24 protein-coding genes and 1 tRNA gene are annotated in these 19,909 nt (G+C 59.8%); 9 read left to right on the top strand and 16 right to left on the bottom strand.

All coding sequences use genetic code 11. The features are described from left to right. Positions 1-161: 161 nt before the first annotated feature. Positions 162-246, bottom strand: a tRNA-Leu gene (locus ACJJVH_RS06815). 238 nt (positions 247-484) lie between these two features. On the opposite strand from ACJJVH_RS06815, the gene lipB reads away from it, so the two are divergent. Continuing rightward, positions 485-1,201, top strand: a complete 717-nt coding sequence (gene lipB / locus ACJJVH_RS06810) for a lipoyl(octanoyl) transferase LipB (RefSeq protein ID WP_412064965.1) — start codon at positions 485-487, stop codon at positions 1,199-1,201. A 120-nt stretch (positions 1,202-1,321) separates the two neighbouring features. Here the strand turns inward: lipB and ACJJVH_RS06805 are convergent, their stop codons facing one another. Beyond that, on the bottom strand, positions 1,322-1,483 hold the full coding sequence (locus tag ACJJVH_RS06805; RefSeq protein WP_162752043.1) for a hypothetical protein: 162 nt from the start codon (positions 1,481-1,483) through the stop codon (positions 1,322-1,324). 524 nt (positions 1,484-2,007) lie between these two features. Between ACJJVH_RS06805 and ACJJVH_RS06800 the strand changes: the two genes are divergently transcribed. The 3 genes from ACJJVH_RS06800 to ACJJVH_RS06790 all read left to right on the top strand — a co-directional run bounded on the left by ACJJVH_RS06800 (position 2,008) and on the right by ACJJVH_RS06790 (position 3,436). Next, the gene (locus tag ACJJVH_RS06800) at positions 2,008-2,325 is read left to right on the top strand and encodes a hypothetical protein (RefSeq protein WP_162764552.1); all 318 of its coding nucleotides are present in this window, start codon (positions 2,008-2,010) and stop codon (positions 2,323-2,325) included. A gap of 15 nt (positions 2,326-2,340) precedes the next feature. Next, positions 2,341-2,646 carry a hypothetical protein gene (locus tag ACJJVH_RS06795; RefSeq protein WP_112802469.1) on the top strand — a complete coding sequence of 102 codons (306 nt, stop codon included), beginning with the start codon at positions 2,341-2,343 and terminating at the stop codon, positions 2,644-2,646. Between the two features lie 253 nt (positions 2,647-2,899). Beyond that, positions 2,900-3,436, top strand: a complete 537-nt coding sequence (locus tag ACJJVH_RS06790; RefSeq protein ID WP_412064964.1) for a hypothetical protein — start codon at positions 2,900-2,902, stop codon at positions 3,434-3,436. A gap of 60 nt (positions 3,437-3,496) precedes the next feature. Here the strand turns inward: ACJJVH_RS06790 and ACJJVH_RS06785 are convergent, their stop codons facing one another. Continuing rightward, the gene (locus ACJJVH_RS06785; protein ID WP_412064963.1) at positions 3,497-3,991 is read right to left on the bottom strand and encodes a peptide deformylase; all 495 of its coding nucleotides are present in this window, start codon (positions 3,989-3,991) and stop codon (positions 3,497-3,499) included. A gap of 502 nt (positions 3,992-4,493) precedes the next feature. Between ACJJVH_RS06785 and ACJJVH_RS06780 the strand changes: the two genes are divergently transcribed. Then, the gene (locus tag ACJJVH_RS06780) at positions 4,494-4,883 is read left to right on the top strand and encodes a MerR family transcriptional regulator (RefSeq protein ID WP_112802475.1); all 390 of its coding nucleotides are present in this window, start codon (positions 4,494-4,496) and stop codon (positions 4,881-4,883) included. A gap of 134 nt (positions 4,884-5,017) precedes the next feature. On the opposite strand, the gene ACJJVH_RS06775 is transcribed toward ACJJVH_RS06780, so the two are convergent. The 3 genes from ACJJVH_RS06775 to ACJJVH_RS06765 all read right to left on the bottom strand — a co-directional run bounded on the left by ACJJVH_RS06775 (position 5,018) and on the right by ACJJVH_RS06765 (position 7,247). Beyond that, positions 5,018-5,491, bottom strand: a complete 474-nt coding sequence (locus ACJJVH_RS06775; RefSeq protein WP_112802479.1) for a methyltransferase family protein — start codon at positions 5,489-5,491, stop codon at positions 5,018-5,020. Between the two features lie 12 nt (positions 5,492-5,503). Beyond that, on the bottom strand, positions 5,504-6,493 hold the full coding sequence (locus tag ACJJVH_RS06770) for a DUF1624 domain-containing protein (protein WP_113371803.1): 990 nt from the start codon (positions 6,491-6,493) through the stop codon (positions 5,504-5,506). A 61-nt stretch (positions 6,494-6,554) separates the two neighbouring features. Next, positions 6,555-7,247 carry a DUF599 family protein gene (locus ACJJVH_RS06765; RefSeq protein ID WP_113436584.1) on the bottom strand — a complete coding sequence of 231 codons (693 nt, stop codon included), beginning with the start codon at positions 7,245-7,247 and terminating at the stop codon, positions 6,555-6,557. Positions 7,248-7,446: 199 nt separating this feature from the next. Here ACJJVH_RS06765 and ACJJVH_RS06760 point away from each other — a divergent pair, with 199 nt between their 5' ends. Both ACJJVH_RS06760 and ACJJVH_RS06755 read left to right on the top strand, forming a co-directional pair. Then, positions 7,447-8,856, top strand: coding sequence for an L-serine ammonia-lyase (locus tag ACJJVH_RS06760; RefSeq protein WP_412064962.1), 1,410 nt, complete (start codon positions 7,447-7,449; stop codon positions 8,854-8,856). Positions 8,857-8,914: 58 nt separating this feature from the next. Continuing rightward, positions 8,915-9,349, top strand: coding sequence for a DUF1489 family protein (locus ACJJVH_RS06755; protein WP_112802487.1), 435 nt, complete (start codon positions 8,915-8,917; stop codon positions 9,347-9,349). Between the two features lie 94 nt (positions 9,350-9,443). On the opposite strand, the gene ACJJVH_RS06750 is transcribed toward ACJJVH_RS06755, so the two are convergent. From ACJJVH_RS06750 to ACJJVH_RS06720, 7 genes are all read right to left on the bottom strand, one after another. Next, complete coding sequence (locus tag ACJJVH_RS06750) at positions 9,444-9,719, bottom strand: hypothetical protein (protein ID WP_113371802.1); 276 nt, start codon at positions 9,717-9,719, stop codon at positions 9,444-9,446. A gap of 130 nt (positions 9,720-9,849) precedes the next feature. Beyond that, positions 9,850-11,322: a D-alanyl-D-alanine carboxypeptidase gene (locus ACJJVH_RS06745; RefSeq protein WP_412064961.1), complete on the bottom strand. Its 1,473-nt coding sequence runs from the start codon at positions 11,320-11,322 to the stop codon at positions 9,850-9,852. A 117-nt stretch (positions 11,323-11,439) separates the two neighbouring features. Next, positions 11,440-12,210, bottom strand: a complete 771-nt coding sequence (locus tag ACJJVH_RS06740; RefSeq protein WP_412064960.1) for a hypothetical protein — start codon at positions 12,208-12,210, stop codon at positions 11,440-11,442. A gap of 329 nt (positions 12,211-12,539) precedes the next feature. Beyond that, entirely contained in the window at positions 12,540-13,145 is a 606-nt protein-coding gene (locus ACJJVH_RS06735) for a transglutaminase-like cysteine peptidase (RefSeq protein ID WP_113361253.1), read from the bottom strand. Between the two features lie 379 nt (positions 13,146-13,524). Continuing rightward, positions 13,525-14,487, bottom strand: coding sequence for a prolyl aminopeptidase (gene pip / locus ACJJVH_RS06730; protein ID WP_412064959.1), 963 nt, complete (start codon positions 14,485-14,487; stop codon positions 13,525-13,527). A 72-nt stretch (positions 14,488-14,559) separates the two neighbouring features. After that, positions 14,560-15,189 (bottom strand): PilZ domain-containing protein, encoded by a 630-nt coding sequence (locus ACJJVH_RS06725; protein ID WP_113361249.1) that lies wholly within the window; start codon positions 15,187-15,189, stop codon positions 14,560-14,562. Positions 15,190-15,272: 83 nt separating this feature from the next. Continuing rightward, positions 15,273-15,935, bottom strand: coding sequence for a PAS domain-containing protein (locus ACJJVH_RS06720; RefSeq protein ID WP_412064958.1), 663 nt, complete (start codon positions 15,933-15,935; stop codon positions 15,273-15,275). A 317-nt stretch (positions 15,936-16,252) separates the two neighbouring features. On the opposite strand from ACJJVH_RS06720, the gene ACJJVH_RS06715 reads away from it, so the two are divergent. Both ACJJVH_RS06715 and ACJJVH_RS06710 read left to right on the top strand, forming a co-directional pair. After that, positions 16,253-17,023 carry a rhomboid family intramembrane serine protease gene (locus ACJJVH_RS06715; RefSeq protein WP_112802501.1) on the top strand — a complete coding sequence of 257 codons (771 nt, stop codon included), beginning with the start codon at positions 16,253-16,255 and terminating at the stop codon, positions 17,021-17,023. A gap of 165 nt (positions 17,024-17,188) precedes the next feature. Then, positions 17,189-17,623, top strand: a complete 435-nt coding sequence (locus ACJJVH_RS06710; protein ID WP_112802503.1) for a CBS domain-containing protein — start codon at positions 17,189-17,191, stop codon at positions 17,621-17,623. 61 nt (positions 17,624-17,684) lie between these two features. Here the strand turns inward: ACJJVH_RS06710 and ACJJVH_RS06705 are convergent, their stop codons facing one another. From ACJJVH_RS06705 to folE, 3 genes are all read right to left on the bottom strand, one after another. Further along, the gene (locus ACJJVH_RS06705) at positions 17,685-18,644 is read right to left on the bottom strand and encodes a patatin-like phospholipase family protein (protein ID WP_112802505.1); all 960 of its coding nucleotides are present in this window, start codon (positions 18,642-18,644) and stop codon (positions 17,685-17,687) included. Positions 18,645-18,754: 110 nt separating this feature from the next. Continuing rightward, on the bottom strand, positions 18,755-19,201 hold the full coding sequence (gene hisI, locus ACJJVH_RS06700; RefSeq protein ID WP_412064957.1) for a phosphoribosyl-AMP cyclohydrolase: 447 nt from the start codon (positions 19,199-19,201) through the stop codon (positions 18,755-18,757). Positions 19,202-19,224: 23 nt separating this feature from the next. Further along, positions 19,225-19,836, bottom strand: a complete 612-nt coding sequence (gene folE, locus ACJJVH_RS06695) for a GTP cyclohydrolase I FolE (protein ID WP_112802509.1) — start codon at positions 19,834-19,836, stop codon at positions 19,225-19,227. Positions 19,837-19,909 lie beyond the last annotated feature (73 nt).

Raw genomic sequence — 19,909 nt, 5'->3', positions numbered from 1 at the left:
CATTCGCCATGCCTGGAAAGTGGGACGTCAGCTTTGACGATAACCGATGATGGTGACGCGGCTGGTTGCGGGGCGCGCTGCCGGCGGCGCTTTGCTTCGCGGCAGGTCCTGCGCACAAACCATTGATCTGAAAACAAAAAACCCGGCCTAAGCCGGGTTCTTGGTGCGGTCGAGAAGACTCGAACTTCCACGGGTTGCCCCACAGCGACCTCAACGCTGCGCGTCTACCAATTCCGCCACGACCGCATCGTGGTAGGCCGAATTGCTCCGGCGCGGCTGCATGTAGCAAAAGCATTCGGGGGGCACAAGAGCGATGTGTCAGATTTTTTAAATTCCTTCACAGCTCCGCCGAACGGATCGGTCCGATTGCTGTGGAAACGCCGTAGACGTTTGAATTCCCGCCCGAATGGCGCCATATGTGGACAACCCGTCGGCGTGCCAGATTTCCACAAGCGCGGCCTGCGGCGTGTAAGGGACTGCCAACATGCTTCGCACCGAACTTTCTCACCAGATGTTTCCCGTTGAAGGTACGCCGCCCGTCCGCTGGCGGATCACCGATGCGCTGGTGCCTTATGACGAGGCCGTTGCCACGATGGAGGCGGAAGTTGCCGCGATCTCCGAAGGCCGGGCGCCGGAGCTGGTCTGGCTGGTGGAGCATCCGCCGCTCTATACGGCAGGCACCAGCGCCAACGCGGCCGATCTCATCGAGCCGGATCGTTTCCCCGTTTTCGCAACGGGACGCGGCGGCGAATACACCTATCACGGGCCGGGTCAGCGCGTGGCCTATGTCATGCTGGACCTGAAGTGTCGCCGGCAGGATATCCGCGCATTCGTCGGCGCGCTGGAGGAGGTCATCATCCGTACGCTCGAATCGATGAATGTGCGCGGCGAGCGGCGCGAGGATCGCGTCGGCGTCTGGGTCAGGCGTCCGGAAAAGCCTGTGCTGCCGGATGGCGGCGTGGCCGAGGACAAGATCGCGGCCCTTGGCATCCGCGTGCGCAAGTGGGTGACGTTTCACGGCCTCTCGCTGAACGTCGATCCCGATCTCGGGCACTTCACCGGCATCGTCCCCTGCGGAATTTCCGCCTATGGCGTCACCAGCCTTGTCGATCTCGGCTTGCCGGTCATGATGGCGGATGTCGACATCCGTCTTCGCGACGCGTTCGAGCAGGTATTCGGACAAACGATCAACGACGATTAGGCGTATTTCCCTGATCGACGGCATGCATTGAACGTGAGCATGCAGGATTGCATCGAGACGAGGTGGCGAACCGGGTCGCATTTTCGCGCCTCGGTTCGACCGGCGTGATGCATCATGCCTTTAAAGAAGTAATTCTTCCGCTTCTTCGTCGCAGGGCATTTTGGTGTGCGTCAGAATATTGCGCTTTGATTCCGCCACGCGCTCCATCTCGCCTTCGGCCTTGAGAAGATCGTGCAGCTTCTGATCGCTGAGAATATTGTCTCGATTGTCATGCGAGGTCATGCGGGTAACTCCTTGACCTCTGCAGGCGAGAGTATGTCGTCTCTCAGTCGTCGGCGCCTACGGGTTCAGAGTACCAACGATGGGCGCAGCCTACGCCTATTGGCGGATTATAGCGAATCATTTCGGCAGCCGGCATTCAGCTCCTTGCGGGTTGCCGCATCCGCGCAAGAAAATGCCCTGGACGGGAGAGCATCCAGGGCACAGAGAGGGGAACTGCCAACAATAGATTAGGGCGGTACATTCATACTTCAAGGCTTTGGGAATCCCATATCGCGACATGCCTTCAGCCGCGCACCCAATCGCAAAACAGTGATCGCCGGTCTAACGCTGCGCCGCTGTTGGGAGGAGGCCGGCGATGGTATCGTTCCATCTTCCGGCTCCCTGAGAACGCCTGCCACACGGCTCGGACCGCGCGACAACCGCAGATGTCGGAGCGGAAACGTTTCGAAACGCACAGAGAAACCCAGGAAACATTCCGGCTGTACAGTTCATCCCATGCAAGGTCTTCTGAAGGAAATCAGGAAATGAGAATCGTTATGAACGCCGCCCGATCTCGAAAGATGATCGGCAGGGCGTTGTTGCTGGTGGCGCTGGTCGGTCTGCCGATCGTGAGCCAGGCCGCGGATGCCAAGCCGGATACCGCAAACTCGGCGTCCAGTTTCACCTATCGCCGGGCCGATCTCGGCAGCGGTTATTCCACCTCCAGTATCCTGAAGCTGCCGAACAACTCATCCTATTTCGTTACATGCAACTGCGACGACCGCACCTTGCAGGACATGACATGCCCGACTCAGGCCTATGCCTGCTCCTGCGTTCCGCATGCCTATCTGATGTGCCAGTAAAAGGCGTGAGATCGAATGAGCAGATCAACGGCACAGCTGATATTCGTCGTTTGCGCGATCGCCTCCATGCCGATTGTCGCCCTGGCGCAGCAGAACGATTCCTCGACGCAGAGCGGCGGTTCGAACTATTCCTTTAGCGTCGGGTCCCGTCCGGCGGATACCGGCACCGGCTTCTCCATTTACAGCGCGACCTCGGCCACGGCGGATCAGCAGTTTCACGTCCAGTGCAGTTGCCACGATCTCAGCCTGGCGGTGGCGACTTGCCCGGCTCCGCGCTACGGATGCTACTGCAGCCCGAGCGCATCGCTTGTGTGCCAATAGAACGGTTTCGACATCCGTTGTGCCACATCGATAGGCCGGCCGATCGGGCCGAAGCCGAATCCTGCGGACCCCGAACTGCCATCGCTGATTGTTTTTTTGGCCAAGCTGCTCTTTTTGATGGCTATTTTCGTACAGTTTGCGTTCATGTTCGTCCGCATATGGTGTCTTCCGTCGCCCCCGGATCGCGCGTCGATTGACAATCGATAGGGACGATACGATTAATAGTTTCGACATTCGTCATAGAGCGGAGGAAATGCCAATGACTAGTCGTGCCATTCTGTTGATGTCTTTTGCGTCTCTTACAGTTGTAGGCTCGATGGGCCTCGCTTCTTCGGCTTCTGCGCTAACCATGAAAGAGTGCAGCGCCAAATACCAGGCCGCCAAAACGGCCGGTACCTTGAACGGCCAGAAGTGGAACGACTTCCGCGCGACGCAGTGCAGCGCCGATGCCAGCGCCACCACGACGACCGCCCCGGCGGCCACCGCACCAGCTGCAACGACGTCGTCCAAGACGGCGAAGGCGACTGCCAAGGTCGATGCCAGCGAGCCCGATGCCACCAAACCGCCGGCAGCCGAACCGGCAAAGCCGACGACGGCTGCCCCGTCCGGCGTGAGCTTCCCGGCAAAGGTCGATGCCAAGTATGCCAGCGAGACGCCCGGCAAAGGCCGTTTCCACACTTGCGTCGATGCCTACAACGCCGCCAAGGCCAAGAATGCGCTCGGCGGCCTGAAGTGGATTCAGAAGGGCGGCGGTTACTACAGCCTCTGCAACTCCAAGCTCAAGGGCTGATCCTGCGGATCGACCTTATATCGAACGGGCACCTTCGGGTGCCCGTTTCCGTTTGAAGCCTTAGTCCCGCATTTTCTCCCATTTCCTGACAAGGCGGTCGCGCTTGAGCTTGGAAAGCCGCTGAAGCCAGAAGATGCCATCCAGTTGGTCGATCTCATGCTGGATGCAGACGGCGAGAAAATCATGCGCTTCCGCTTCGTGCCTATCGCCGGCAACATCTTGATAGCGAAAGCGAATCGATTTCGGCCGGACGATCTCCTCGGTCGCGCCCGGCATGGAAACGCTGCCTTCCGTGTGCCGCATGGTCTCCTGCGATGACCACAGAATCTCCGGATTGATGTATGTACGCACGCCGTCTTCGCGGCTGAGTTCAATCACGACGATACGCTTGAGGATACCGATATGCGGGCCGGTGATGCCGACGCCGGGAGCCGCGCGCATCGTATCTAGAAGGTCGCCCGCAAGGCTGCGCAGATCGTCATCGAAGACGGCAACCGGGGCACAGGCGGCTCGCAAAAGCGGGTCGGGGAAGCGGATGATGGGACGTGCGGGCACGGTACTCTCTATCGAACGAGGGATGTGTGTCGGCTGGGAGAATAAGGACAAGGCGATGACAACGCCACCATCCAGATAACTGAATTCTCCATATGAACTTTTTATCGTATCCAATTGCCGATAATATATTTTCTATTTTCCGGTTGGAGCGGAATACGATGCGCTTGATCTGAGCGCACTTTGCCCGGCTTTACCGCGCAGACATCTATCGGGCAGTCCTGATTATTCTGCGGGCGGGGAAAGCCGGTCTGGACTCGGAGGCAGGCGGACAAGTACAGGCGGGAAGACGGGAATGTCGTACCGATTCGAAATCGATCCAGCTGTCACGGCGCCTGTTCGACCGGCGCCGATAGCAAGACATCGCAGGGTGATTTTGCGCTCGCCGGCCTTGCGTTCCATTGGTTTTCGCATCTGCGACGGGACGATACCGCACCATAAACCCATGAAAATTGACTATTACGTAAAAGTCAATATTATACTCCGCAGCAGAAGGGGCGGATTCTTGGTAGACGGATATTATAGCATAACGGAGCTCACTCGGGAATTCGGAGTTTCGACCCGGACGTTGAGGTTCTATGAGGACGAGGGTCTCATTCAGCCCGAACGCAAGGGGCGTACGCGCTTGTTCCGGCCCGCTGACCGTCGTCTCATCGCCGAAATCCTTCGCGGTCGCCGCATCGGCTTTACCATCGCCGAAATCCGCGAGATCATTCAGGTCTACAAAGAACCGCCGGGCGAAATCGGCCAGCTGAAGCTGCTGATGAAGCGCGTCGACGAAAAGCGCGATGAACTGCGTCAGAAGCGCAAGGATATCGACGATACGCTGAACGAACTCGACAATGTCGAAGAGGCCTGTCTCGGCCGTCTCGCTGAAATCGGCGTGGGGACCTAATCATTTCAGTTTCAGCATAGACGATTTCAGAGCCATAGTTCCGGTACAACGCTTGGTAAAAGCGATGCGTTGTTGGGGGATTTTGTGGCGTGGCAGCAAGAATCGCGTCTGTCGGTTCCGGTGTCGACTCCATTTTAAAGCCAGCGGCGCGTGCGCTTGCAGTAAAACTCGAACTCACAGCCGAAACGCGAGAGGAGATGCATTTCCTCGTGGCGGATGACGAGCAAGGTCGTCAACGCGGCTGCTGCTGCCGCCATTGCGACGAACCATAGATTGTCGATGAGCAAGCCCAGGCCCGCCGTCAGCAGGGTATAGCCGAGGTAGGTCGGATTGCGCGTAAAGCGAAAAGGGCCTGTCGTCACCAGATGCGCGGTGCAGCGTTGGGTCAGCACGGTCGTCCGCCTCTCCAGCAGCGTTTTGACGGCCCAAACGTTCAACGTCACCGCGATGGCGGTGAGGATCGCTCCGACGACCCAGCAGGCGAGTGCCCAGATGAAGGGCAGAGGCAACGGATACCACCGCTGGACAGACAGCGCCGCGATGACGGCAAGGCTATAAATCAACGGCGGCCACGGAAAACTCAGCGACTTCGAACGATAGGCATTCATGGAATAACCCTGTCATTGCGCTTGTTCCGTGCATTGTATCGCGATTCGGCTTATGCGTTCATCGCTATCTGCCTTGATCGCCCCGGATTCCAGGGGCTTGAACAGATCCTGGGCCTGCAACCTGTCGAGCGTGCATTGGCAGAAACTGCGGCACATGGCTTCGCTGCCCGACTGCGTGCAGGACGCTACACATTGCCTGATATAGCCGACGGCCGGATCCTGCTGTGGAGCCGGCGCGACCAGAGAGAGAAGATAGACCAGGCCGAACAGGACCGGCTGGTGAAGCAGATAGAAGATCAGGCTGTGGCGGCCGGCGCGGGCAATGAGATTGCGACCGGAACCGAATTTCGCCAGGCGCTGCAGCCAGCCGAGCGATGTGGCCAGTTGCGCGATGCCCAAGCCGAACAGGAATGGCGCCAGCCATGGGAAGAGAGGCACGTAGTCGTTCGAGCGCTGGATGTTTTCCGACAGCCCAACCCACCAGAGCCATGGGACATCGAAGAATGTCGAATGCAGCGACAGAGGCGCAATGACATTGTCGACGACGATACCGACCGCAAGCAGTGCTGCGATCAGAAGCGTGGCGAAGGCCGGCAGGCGCAGGAACAGGAGTCCGATGAGGCTCGCTGCGGCGATGCTGTGCAAAATGCCGAAGAATATCCATTCGTCGCGCATGCCGATGAAGGTGACGAGCGAGATTGCCGCGGCCGCGGCAACGATCATGCCCAGCCTTCGCCAATAGGAGCGCCAGCGGATTTCCGGCGTATTGGCGAGTACGAGGCTGAAGCCGGCCAGGAACAGAAAGGTGCTGGCGATGGCGCGGGCGTAAAATTTCAGCCAGCCGGTTTCGGCCGTGCCGGAATCGAGATAGCCGAAAAATTCGAAATCCCAAGTGCAGTGATAGCTTGCCATCGCCAGCAGGGCGAGGCCGCGCGCCGTATCCAGAATGCCGATGCGAGGCGGCTTTGGATGTGCATCGGCGCTCTCGGCGATGGCGGCCATTACTGGGTCCTTCCAGGCATGAACTCAAATCTTGCACGCCGGTGCAGCCGGCGCGGCCCTGTCATTGCATATCGCCATCCATGATGGCCAGACGAGCATCCGAAAAAAACTGTCGGCGAATCAATACGACGATGATGAAGATCGTCGTCGCCATGAAGACATAGGGGCTGAGAAACCAGCCGAGATAGCCGATCGACAGGAAGATCGCCCTCAGGCCGGCATTGAAATTGCGCGCGGCGATGACATTCATGCGTACCACGCGCTCCGCGGCTCGTTCGGCGCCGAGCGGGTCGAGAATGGCTTCCTCGCGCATCGGCAGCGAGCCGAAGAGGATCGTGCAATAGTTGAACAGCCGATAGGCCCAGCCGAATTTGAAGAAGGCATAGCCGAAGAGGCAGGCAAGCCCGGCCACCTTGATCTCGAAGGCCGTGCGGCCGCTGTCGAAGACGAAGGGCAGATCGGAGAAAAAGGCGTTGACCTTGTCGGTGGCACCAAGCAGAGCGAAGCAGCTGCCGATGGCGAAGATCGAGGTGGAGGCGAAGAAGCCCGTGCCGTTCTGCAGCCCGGAGAGGATCTGCGTGTCGATCATCTTCAGGTCGCGGCGCAGCGAATTGTAGATCCATTCCCGCCGGCGCTCGTTCATCGCCCGCGTCAGGCTGGTGCGATTGAAGAAGCTGGCGCTGCTGACGATCCAGTTCAGCGCGATCCAGAGAAGAATGAATAGGGCGAGGGCGACATAGTCGGCAGTCGTCATAAAGGCAGATTCTCCAGATCGATCCGATGCGGACTCTATCGCAGGATGGGCGGCGCGCAATGGCCTTCTGTTTGCGTCCCCGAATGCCTATATGTAATGTCGCTGCCATGAAATCCGATGTCGGCCAATCACCGTGCAAGCTTGCCTCGATAGCGTAGCCTTACCGGAAATCGATTTGCCTGGGAGGCACCAAATATCCATGTTTCTTTCAGTTTTCGATGTGTTCAAGATCGGTGTAGGGCCTTCCAGCTCGCATACGATGGGGCCGATGTCGGCCGCGAATCGCTTCCTGGATCTGCTGCTGTCGAACGAGTGGCCGCGCCCGTCTTCGAATGTGCATGTCGCTTCGATCAAGGTCAGCCTGCATGGCTCGCTCGCCCACACGGGTATCGGCCACGGCACGGGCAGGGCTGTCGTTCTCGGCCTGATGGGCGAAAGGCCCGATAGCGTCGATCCCGACCATATGGACGGTATCATCGATGAGGTCGAGCGCAGCGGGCGCATCACGCCGCCGGGCCATCCGGGATACCAGTTCCAGCCGAAGACCGACCTCATCTTCGACAAGAAGGTGCCGCTGCCGGGCCACGCCAACGGCATGAGCTTCTCCGCCTTCGACAAGGACGAGCGCCTGCTGGTCAAGCGCATCTATTATTCCGTCGGCGGCGGTTTCGTCGTGACCGATACGGAGCTGGAGCAGATGCGGGCCGACAAGAAGAAGCCGGCCGCGGCAGGCGCGCGCGTTCCTTTCCCCTTTGCCAGCGCCAAGCAGATGCTCGAAATGTCCGAGCGCTCGGGTCTCTCGATTGCACAGATGAAGCGCGCCAATGAGGAGACTCATATGAGCGCCGAAGAGCTGGATGCCGGCCTCGACCGCATCTGGTCGGCCATGAGCAGCTGCATCGATCGCGGGCTCAAGGTCGACGGCATCATGCCCGGCGGGCTGAAGGTGCGCAGGCGTGCACGCGCAATTCATGACAAGCTTCAGGAAGAATGGCGCAGCAACCGTATCAATCCGTTGCTCGCCAACGACTGGCTCAGCGTCTACGCCATGGCCGTCAACGAGGAGAATGCGGCCGGCGGACGCGTGGTGACGGCACCGACCAATGGCGCAGCCGGCGTCATTCCGGCAACGATCCGCTATTACCAGCATTTCCATGAGGATTGGGACCAGGACGGCATTCGCAACTATCTGCTGACGGCCGCTGCCGTGGGCGGAATCATCAAGCACAATGCCTCGATTTCCGGTGCCGAAGTCGGCTGTCAGGGCGAGGTGGGCTCGGCAGCCGCGATGGCGGCCGCGGGGCTTGCCGCCGTCATGGGCGCGACGCCAGAGCAGATCGAGAACGCGGCCGAAATCGCGCTGGAGCATCATCTCGGCATGACGTGCGACCCGATCGCCGGTCTCGTGCAAGTGCCGTGCATCGAGCGGAATGCTCTTGGCGCGGTCAAGGCCGTCACGGCTGCTTCGCTTGCGATCAAGGGCGACGGCCGGCATTTCGTGCCGCTCGACGCCTGCATCGAGACCATGCGCCAGACGGGCTACGACATGAGCGAAAAATACAAGGAAACCTCGACCGGCGGGCTTGCCGTGAATGTCGTGGAATGCTGAGTGTGGACGCCTGATCTAAAAGCTTGACGCTGCCGGCCAAAAGGACTTCAACGGCACTATGGCTTTGCATCTCATCAAATTGTGCGTCGGCGCGGATTCGATAGAGGATCTGCGCGAGTGGGTTTCCGAGCGGGCGATGAACGCCATTGCCGCCGGGCTGGAGCCGCATACGACCCATACGACACGCATGGTGCCGAAGCGAATGGAGGAACTGCTGGATGGCGGTTCGCTTTATTGGGTGATCAAGGGGCAGGTGCAGGCGCGGCAGAAGCTGCTTGGAATAGAGACTTTCACCGATGCCGAGGGTATTCAACGCTGCCGGTTGATCCTCGACCCGAGCGTCGTGGAAACGAGCGGCCAGCCGAAGCGCCCCTTCCAGGGGTGGCGCTATCTGCCGCCGGAGGATGCGCCGCGCGATCTCGACAGTCTCGGGGGCGCTGCCGAAATGCCCGCCGACCTGCGGCGGGAACTTTCCGAACTCGGACTGCTGTAAAGCGGTCTCTTAAAACAATTCAACTTTCTGTCCCATGCAGTTGTTTTAAAACAACTTATTGGCGGGACATCGCTGTGAAGCTCACTGGAACTTTCTAGCGCAATCGCATCATGATCGGCGCCCGTCCGGTTGGGGCCTTTATATGCAGGTGGATGTGCGCTTCAGGCTGCGAGTAGCGCCAGGCGCGCGCACCGTGGCAAAGCAGGATGCCGATCAGGTCTTTCGTCTTGTTGCGCGAGCGCGAGCGGCTGAGACCGAGGTCCGCCAGCCGCATTGCTGCTTCGTGCAGCGGATGAAGAGCAAAGCTCTTCGGTTTCATCTTGCCCCCGCTATCGAGCGAGAAACCGGGAAAGTTCTCGTTCATTGCCATTTCAAAACCCCGTACACGTTACAAACTCAGGGCCGGCCCGTTTGACATTCGGGACCGGAGAGCCGGGCACCATCGAGAGAAGCCCGACCCATTCTCAAGTCTTGCGGCGATAAAGACCTCCGCCGCATTCTTATTCCATGCTCGCCCAGCACTTTACGCCGGCTCGCTTGAGCGCCTTGCAGGCCTTGATCGCATCGTTCTGGTCTTCGAAGCCGCCGAAACGGGCACGGAAGCCGCCATCGAAGGCGACGGCATAGGGCTTGGCAGAGCGCAGGGCCTTGCCGCCCTTGCTCTTTGCCGTATCGAGCAGGTCGGTTGCGCCATTCTTGCTGGAGGAAACGCCGATCTGAACGACCCAGCCGGTCGGTCCGCGCTCGGTCTTGGCAGCCTTTGCCGCTTTTTCAGACTTCTCCGCCCGCTGCAGCTTGACGAGCTTCGCATCGCTTTTGGACGTGGATGCGGTCGTCACGGTATCGATTTCGGTCTCGTCGTCCGCGACCTCATCGGAAGCGGGCCGTTGAACAGGCTTTGCCGAAAGCAACGGGTTGGCCGATTGAGGCGTCACGGCTGCGAACGCCGCCATGCTGGAGGGCCGGGCATCGGCCACTTCCGTCGGCTGGTCATTCCTGACTTTGGCGCGGCTGATGTCGGCCATGCGTGCGCTTGCAGCCTGGAGATTGGGTGCCGTGGCCGGCGTCTGCGCGATGACATTGGTCGCGATATGCTTCGTCGACGCCAGCGGAAGATAGGCCGCGATCAGCTTGCGCATCTGGTTGTCGCGCGCCGGCGTGGACGCGCCGCCGAGGACGACGCCGACGATGGAACGTCCATCGACCTTGACCGAGGTCGCGAGATTGTAGCCGGCAGCGCGGGTATAACCGGTCTTGATGCCATCGACGCCGCGAACCGAACCGATCAGATGGTTGTGGCCCGGTATGACGCGATTGCCGAGCCGGAAGCTCGTTTCGGAAAAGAAGCCGTAATATTGCGGAAAGTGCTCGCGCAGGGCGATGCCGAGGCGAGCCTGGTCGCGCGCCGTCGTCATTTGCGCAGTGTTCGGCAGGCCGTTCGGATTGCGATAGGTCGTGCGCGTCATGCCGAGCGCGCGGGCCTTGTCGTTCATCATGCGGGCGAAGCTTTCCTCCGAGCCGCCCAGCATTTCGCCAAGCGCCATGGCGGCATCATTGGCGGACTTGGTGACGATGCCGAGGATCGCTTCGCGCACGGTCACGGAGCGCCCGGCGCCGATTCCGAGCTTCGTCGGCGCCTGCGCGGCGGCATTCCGGGAGAACACGACGGGAGTATCGAGCGTGATGCGTCCGGCCTCGAGCGCCTCGAAGGTCAGGTAGACCGTCATCATCTTGGTTAGCGAGGCGGGGTAATGGAGCGTGTCGGCGTTTTCGCTATAAAGGACATTGCCCGTATTGGCGTCGATGACGATGCCGGCATATTTCGGCCCGGCAGCGCTGGCATCGACGACAGTCACGGTAATCGTCGCCGCCGCGATCGAAAAACCAATAAGCGCTCTCGCCAGAATCTTACCGGTTTGAGACGACGAAACGGAAAGAATTGATCTGGACACTAAATCACTCTCTGCTTGCATTTACATTCTCGATGATCCGGTCGCCGCCTCCATGAACGCCCGTTGCGTTCAACAGTAAGGGCTTAGCGTTACCAATCGGTTTATGATGAACAGTTGGTTTCAGGTTTCTGCGCCATTTTAGCGGCCGCCCGCAGCAGTCGTCGCCGGGGCGATGTTATCCACAAGGCGCGTCTCGACGAAACTCCGGACGGCAGCATCCATGGCGCGCCAGTCCCCGAGCTGATTGCTGGAAAAGCGGTAGAGAACGCTCAAATCCTTGCCGATTTTCACGTCCCTCTGGCAGTCGCCGCTGGTCGCTTGCGCCGGCGAGGCCGGAAGGAGGCAGCGTACGGCATAATCGGGTTCACCGGGCCGTGGCGCCGTCAAAAGCACTTCGCCGTTATAGCCGGCATCCGCGCGCAGCCGATGCGCGGTCAGCCCGAAGGGACCGGAATAGGCGGCGCCATCCATCAGCTGCGAATAGATCGGTCCGAGCCGGCCGGACATATCGCGCGACATCGTGCTCTGGGTGATTTGCAGGAAAATCAGCGAGGACGACTGGGAAATGTCGTCGAACCGCATCCGGTCGGCTTCGCTGTAACCCTGCATTTGCGGCCAGGTCAGATAGAGATCGACGCGCTCGGCCGTGCCGTCCGTACGTTCGCTGGGAAAGCGGATGGTGTTTGCGGTCAAACGCATCGTGTCTTCGCCGATCGTCACGGTGATAGGCCTGGTGCTGCCCGTATGGCCCGCCAGGGAGATTTTCTCGCCAAGCCAATGGCCGCCGACAGATATGGCAACGGTGAGGGCTGCCAGAACGGCAACACCTGCCGTGAGCCGATAGACAAAGCCGCTGGAGATCAGCGGCCTTTCTTCGATCATCGAGGCGGATGACATGGGAGAAGCCATACTCTTGCCTTCATTTCCTTCCGCTCCGGCCGCCATCGTCGATGGTAAAGCCGCGCGGCATCTGACTTTTTTGAGTCTCGCTGGAAACGATGATTGGCGCCGCAATGGTTAACCGACGATTAAATATAGATCGCAAGCCATGCTAATGGCACACTTAATTCGCGCTAAGTTTCCGGCGGCCGCTTTGAGGAGTGTCGCTCAACGAAAAAGAGCCGTTCCCCGGGACAGAGGGAACGGCTCAAAGGCACCGGCCTGGACAGAAATCAGGGGACGAGACCGGGCCTCTGACTTCGATCGCCGGCACTAGGTCGCCGACGATCGTATGAGGCTTATTTCAGGCTGCCGACCGCAACGGCGCGTCCGTCCTGGATCTTGACCCAGCGAGCCGGATTGTCCGCGGACTGGCGCTTGAGGAAGGTGTATTCGGTCTCGGACCAGAGCTTCACCTTGTTGCGCATGTTGTCGAGGACGAAATCGCCGCGATCCGTGCGGACGGTCAGAACGGCATGGCCTTCGCCGTTCGGCTGCAGCACGACGGTCATGAGCAGATCGGAGGGAGAGAAGCCCGCATCGATCAATTCTTTGCGCTTCAGCAGCGCGAAATCTTCGCAGTCGCCGGCAGTGGTCGGGATGGCCCATTTTTCCTCGACGCCGTAGAGTTCCATGTCGGTCATCGGCTTGATCGTGGTGTTGACCGTATAATTGATCTGCAGAATCGTCTTCCAGCTATCCTGGCTGAGGATGATCGGACCGGCGTCGCCGCCGGCATAGGCGCACTCGCGCGGATTTTCCCTGCAGAATTCATAGTGACCGATCGGAGGAGCCGCGTCGCCGGTGATCGTCATATTGGCGGGCGCGGCCTGAGCGACGCCGAAGAGGCCAAGAGTGGAAAGTGCCAGAGCGGCGCAGCCGCGAAGTACGGATTGAAAATTCATGTCCCTGTCCCTGTTTTTATTGGGATCAGAATGACACGCATGATTTTATCCGACGCAAAATTACGCAGTCAAATTAAGGGCTTAGTTTATTCAAATCCAGATCAAACTTTCATAAAACACGCAGAAAACTTGATTCAAGTTCGCGTCAAATTCGATTAAAATTTGAGCGATTGTGGTATCGGATATGAGGAGAGAAAATCGCGCAATGCGCTGTTTCAGAATGGTTTCCCGCAAAGGGAGTTCTTAACGCCGCGGCATCGCCACGGGCGAGATCGTGCCATAACGAGACATGGCGCGTATGCAGATATCGCCGTCAGGCACTGCAAATGGTGGCGTCTGTCCCGTTTTGGGAAAGCCGGGCCGAAAATCTTTTTTGTTTTTATCGCGAATTGTTGCGGCGAAGCTCATCCGTCATGCGAATGATCGCAGCCGCCATTTCCGCGGTCGCCAGCGAGTGGGCGGCGTTCGGGACGACCACCAGTTTCGCCTCCGGCCAGGCCTGCGACACCTCCCAGGCGGTGACGAGAGGAGCTTCAAGATCGAGCCGTCCCTGTATCATCGTGCAAGGGATACCGGCGAGCCGATGGATGTCGCGCAATATCTGCCGCTCATCGAGCCAGGCAAGATGGTGAAAATAATGTGTAATGATCCGTGCCCGCGCAGTCAGATAGCGCGGATCGGACCAGCGTGAGGACAGCGTCGCGCGCGGATCGATCAGGATCGATGCGGCCTCCCATTCGTGCCAATCCTTCGCGGCCTTCACATGGATTGCCGGACCCGGATCGCGCAGAAGGCGATAATAGGCGGCAACCAGATCGCCATCGCGATCCTGCTGCGGCACTCCGGCTCGAAAGCACGCCCATTCCTCCGGAAAGAAATGGCCAAGCCCGCGATAGAGCCAGTCTATTTCCGATTGTCTCGTCATGGTGACGCCGACGAGGAGCAGGCCTTCCACCCGCTGCGGATGGGTCTCGGCATAGGTCAGCGCAAGCGTGCAGCCCCAGGAATTGCCGAACACGATCCAGCGCTCCAGGCCGAGTTGCACCCGCAATCGCTCGATATCGGCAATGATATGCCAAGTGGTATTGTGCGAGAGATCGATCGCGGGCTCGGACGCATGGGGGAGGCTGCGGCCGCAGCCGCGCTGGTCGAACTGAACGATCAGATAATATTGCGGGTCGAAATAGCGCCTCGTCGCGGCGGAGCTGCCGGACCCGGGGCCTCCATGCAGAATGATGACGGGCATCCCTTCGGGATTGCCTGACAGCATCCAGTAGATATGCTGTCCGTCGCCGACATCCAGCAGGCCGTCATCGAATGGAACTGTATCCGGATAGAGCATCTTGCCGTCACGCTTGAAGGAAAAGCCAAGCGTCGCTATTTCGCGGCGTCGCGTGACAGCAGGATGACAGCGTCAGAGAAATTCGCGCAATGTCTCGCGCGACTGCAGGGAAAGGAACTCGATCGCCACGCCTTCCACGAAATGGCGTACCACGCGCCCGCGCATATTGCCGAGACGCACCGGCATTCCGATCGCCGGGCGTATCTCGACATCGACGGCAGCGCCCGAAAGCGAAAGATCCATGATGCGGCAGACATATTGCGTGCCGTCTTCGAGCGTGAGTTCGCTGCGGATATTGCGCGGCATCAGGCGATCGTGACGGCGATCTTCCGGCAGGCCAAGCTCGTGTTTGTTGGCAAGCCATGTCAGTTGCGCGGCGAGCTTTTCACGCTTCCGCTCGGTCGCATTGATGGACATGCTGAAACCACGGCCGTCGACCGCGACGACATTGCCCTCGACGCGGCCGAGATGATCGATATAGGCGATGACGCGCTCTTCGGCGTGCGGACGTCCCTCACAGGTGACATACAGGTCACCCGGGGACATTTCCGTCACCAGGCACTCATATTCCTCATAATTGGCCAGCATCAGACGACCCTGCATATTGATCGGGACCCGTTGAAAGGTGCGCTGATCATTGCGGATGGCATTGCCTGCCATTTGATTGGGCCGCGTCGCATGGGCCGGCTGGAATGAGTGCATGGAAGCGTCTTGAACCCTATTGCGTCTCGCCCAACTATAAGCCGCAACTCCTTAAAGTAAGGTTGTCTTCCCTGAGGCATAACTCAAGGACGACCGCCGAATCTGTCCCGGGCTGGATCAATCTTGGCGCGGTCGGGGCTGTTTTTTGCTTGAAGCAACTTGCGGCGCATCCATTCGCCGAGACTGAGGCTGCCTTCGAACGGCAGGAGATCGGTCGGATCCGGGTGAGGCGGCGTATCCACGAGCCGGGCAGGGTGATCGTAAAGCAGACGGCTGCGGTCGAGTGCCAGAAACTCCAGGCGCTCGTTGCCGAGCCAGGTCGAGTGAACGGTCGGCGTCAGGCAGCCCAGCAACCTGTCGCAGATGTCGTTCGATGTGCGAACCGGCATCAGGACCATCTCGAACGTCATGCGGCGGCCGCTGATGCAATAGCCCGTTGCGTTGATCGACGCCGGCACGACATGCCTCATCACGCCGGCTGCAATGCGCACGGGATCGTCGTGATGACTGCTGGCCCATAGCCCCGCGAAATTCTCGCCGCGAATCTCCCGTCCCATGAGATTGCAGATCCCCGTGCCGGCCAAGCGGAAGCGCGGATTGTCATCCGCCGTATTTTCCAGGATGAACAGCTCGGGAAGGATATGGGCGACGGCTGAAGGCTGTATCAGATCGCGCGTGGGCGCATCCGCGCTGCCGCGTATCCGCTCCCAATAGGTAAATATCTCAGTGCTCGTCTTCTGGCGCATAATGCGTCCGTGTCCCATTTCAGTTCATCTTCAAGAGCATTCATTGCTCTCGGCTTCAGCCTTGCGAAATCCATGCCAGAACCGGGCCGTTAGGGTTAACGAAAGGTTGTCGTTGCCTTTTGCCATGGCAAATGAAAGGAATTGCTCATCACTTCACGAAGTGACCTTCAGCACGAATTTCCCGGGTGCCGGACGGGCCTTTCGAGGTCAAATCCGGAGAGGAGCGCCCGATCCGCCGCCCGTTGTCCCCGGGCGGCTTTTTTTTTGATTTTTGCTGCGCTATGTGTCGGTTCCTTCTATCGAAAGCCGAGCAAGACATGGACGATGAACAGCCGCCGCGCCCAGAGCCGGAAGATCCGCGGCCGCGGAAGCGCGCTCCGGCTTTCAATCTGCCCCCCGTCATTCTGGCGAGTCTCGCCGTTCTGATCGTCATTTTCGCCGTCATGAACCTGCCGTGGTGGTCGGACGATACGCTGAACTGGATCTATTTCACTTTCAGCTTCATTCCGGCGCGCTATGCCTTCCCCCTGTCCCAGCAGGGGCTGGAGTGGCTCTGGACGCCCGTTACCTATTCGCTGCTGCATGGCGGCGTCGAGCATATCGTCTTCAACAGCCTCTGGCTGATGGTCTTCGCGGCGCCTGTGGCGCGGCGTATCGGCGCCCTGCGCTATATAATTTTCTGGATATTGTCGTCCGCCGCTTCCGCCTTCATGCATGCGGCGCTTTACTGGGGAGATCAAACGCTTCTGATCGGCGCGTCCGGCGTTGTCTCGGCGCTCATGGGAGCAGCCTGCCGCTTTGCCTTCCCGGCCGTGGACAGCCGCCGGCTTTCCATGCGCCAGGCGCATCTCAACCCACGCCTCAGCATCCTCGGCTCGCTTCGCAGCCGTACCGTGGTCGCCTATATCGTCATGTGGATTGTCGGCAATGCGCTCGTCGCCTTCGGGATCACGCTTGCCGGCGACAGTTCGCAGCCGGTAGCTTGGGATGCCCATATCGGTGGGTTCCTGTTCGGATTCCTGCTCTTTGCGCTGTTCGACCGCCAGCCGCGCGTGGACGTTCAGGAAGCTTTGCCCCTCGATGAATGAGCTGTTGCTTTCTCGCTGACACAGGCGCACCATTGCCGTCCGTCGATTGCGAGATGAGAAGATCGACCGACCGGCGGACAGCGCGCCGGTTTGGGCTCCGGGGGTAATTTCGGAACATATCGGACGCTTCAGGTGTTCAGCATGCTTTCGAGATGGGAGGATCGAATGTCAGTTTCCGTAAAGGCCATACTTGAAGCCAAAGGCCGCGACGTCGTCACCACGGGCGGCAATACGACAGTTGCCGAGGCCGCGAAGATTCTCAACGAGAATCGCATCGGCGCCATCGTCGTCGTCGGGCCGGGCGGCAAGATTTCCGGCATCTTCACCGAGCGGGATGTCGTCAATGCGGTTGCCAAGCATGGCCAGGAATGCCTCGAAAAGCCGATCGCCTCGCTGATGACGGCGAAGGTGCAGCGGTGCAAGGAAGATACCACGACCGACGAGCTGATGGAGCTGATGACGATGCGCCGCTTCCGTCACGTCCCCGTCGAGGAAAAAGGCAAGCTTTCCGGCATTATCTCCATCGGTGACGTCGTCAAATGGCGTATCCGCGAGATCGAACTCGAGGCCGAGCAAATCAAAGCCTATATTGCCGGGTGAACGAAAGCCGGCCAAGGGGCGTGCAGGCGATCGACCGCAAGCCGGTCGCCGTTCTACGTCGTCAGCGAGCGTAGGCTTCCTGCATGCGGCGGATTTCGGGCAATCTCGCCAGGGCTTCCTCATAGCCGCGCTCGATGGCTTCGCCGGCACGATGGAATTCCGACAGACCGATATCGCTGAGGCGCGGATGCAGCGCCAGGTCCGGCGGATCGCCGGCGAGACGCGCGCGTGCGATCCTGTCCTGTATGATGTTGAATGCTTGCACCATGACGCCGGTCATGCCGAGCTTCATCGGCGGCGTATCGTCACGACGCAATAAATCGCCGTTCGGCCGTCCGACGCTATGCTTGACCACGGCGGAGCGGCCGAAAAGGTCATAATGCAGATTGACCGCCGCCACGAGCGGCTGCTCGTAGGACCGGCATACGGAGACCGGCACGGGATTGACGAGCGCGCCGTCGACCAGCGTGCGGCCGTTGCTCCGCACCGGCTCGAAAATGCCGGGCAGGGCATAGGACGCCCTGAGCGCGGTGATCAGCGATCCATTGGCAATCCAGACCTCGTGACCGGTATTCAGCTCCGAAGCGACGGCGACGAAGGGACGGTCGAGATCCTCGATCGAAAGCCCTTCCAGATGCTCCTGCATGCGCTTGGTCAGCCGCATGCCGCCAAACAGTCCGCTGCCGCCGATGGTGAGATCGAGGAGGCTGGCGATGCGGCGCATCGTGAGCGAGCGGGCAAAGGCCTCCAGCTCGTCGAGCTTGCCGGCAAGATAGCAGCCGCCAACGAGGGCGCCGATCGATGTGCCGGCGATCATGCCGACGGCGATATCCGCCTCATCGAGAGCACGCAGAACGCCGATATGCGCCCAGCCGCGCGCGGCACCGCCGCCGAGCGCCAGGGCGATCTTGACCTTCTTGGGAGGAGCGGGAGGGAGAAGCGGGCCGGATGTATCCTGCGAGAGGCCTGAACCGGTCGAGTTCTGTCCGCCATTGTGACGATTCAACCCCCAATTCAGCATCCAAGGCCTCCTCCGAGGCCTCATACGCCTCAGCTAAAATACTGTCCCTTTTTCGTTTCCAAATCGTATACCGGTTGTAGCTTCTTCGAGCACTTCGCCGACAGGTCGACCTATTTGTAAACCTCTTCCGGATCGAAGTGCAGGTGATCGTCGACCACGCTCAGCATCGGCTTGCCGTCTTCGAGCCCGACCGTACGGTAGAAACAGGAACGGCGTCCAGTATGGCACGTCGCGTCATGTCCCGCGACCTCGACTTTCAGCCAGATAGCATCCTGATCACAATCGGTACGAATTTCCTTGATCGTCTGCAAATTCCCGGAGGTTTCGCCCTTCTTCCAGAGTTTTCCGCGGGAGCGGCTGAAATAATGCGCCGTGCCCGTCTTGATCGTCAGCGCGAGCGCCTCGGCGTTCATATGCGCGACCATCAGTAGCTCGCCGTCATGCGCATCGGTCACGATCGCGGTGATCAGGCCGCGATCGTCGAAGCGGGGCGTGAAATCGCCTGCATCTTCCAGTTCGGATTTGTCTTCGGAAGGCGCGTTGAAAATCAAATTCATCTCCGGCTTTCGTGGAAGTCCGGTCAGCGACCCCGGACCAATGACATGAAACGGGCCTGCTCGGCCGGATCGGCCTTGAAAGCACCGGTGAAGGTCATCGTCAGCGTCGAGGAGCCCTGCTTCTGCACGCCGCGCATGGCCATGCACATATGTTCGGCCTCGATCATGACGGCAACGCCGCGCGGGCGCAGCGTGTCGTCGATCGCGTTCGCAATCTGCGCCGTCATCGCTTCCTGCGTCTGCAGCCGGCGGCCGAAAATCTCGACGACGCGGGCGATCTTGGAAAGACCAAGCACACGACCGTTCGGCAAGTATGCGACATGCGCCTTGCCGATGATCGGAACCATGTGATGTTCGCAATGCGAGAAGAAGGGGATGTCGCGCACGAGGACGACATCGTCATAGCCGGACACCTCCTCAAAGGTGCGGCCGAGGACATCCTCGGGGTTCAGATCGTATCCGGAGAAGAGCTCGCGGTAGGCCTTGGCAACGCGCGCGGGCGTATCCAGCAGGCCTTCGCGCTGCGGATCGTCGCCTGCCCAACGAAGGAGAACGCGGACGGCATCCTCGGCTTCCTTTTGCGAGGGACGTTCGGAATCAACGGCTTGCGGAAAATTCTTTACAATGGCGTCCATTACCTGTGGATCTCCTGACCCGCTACGCGGATATCATCTGTCGGACTCGCCACTGGCATTCCCCGAAACGCGG

This window comes from Rhizobium sp. SYY.PMSO, from assembly GCF_046840415.1.
Taxonomy (GTDB): domain Bacteria; phylum Pseudomonadota; class Alphaproteobacteria; order Rhizobiales; family Rhizobiaceae; genus Rhizobium.
The sequence above is the reverse complement of the archived record's forward strand: the minus strand, read 5'-3'. Positions and strand labels throughout refer to the sequence as shown.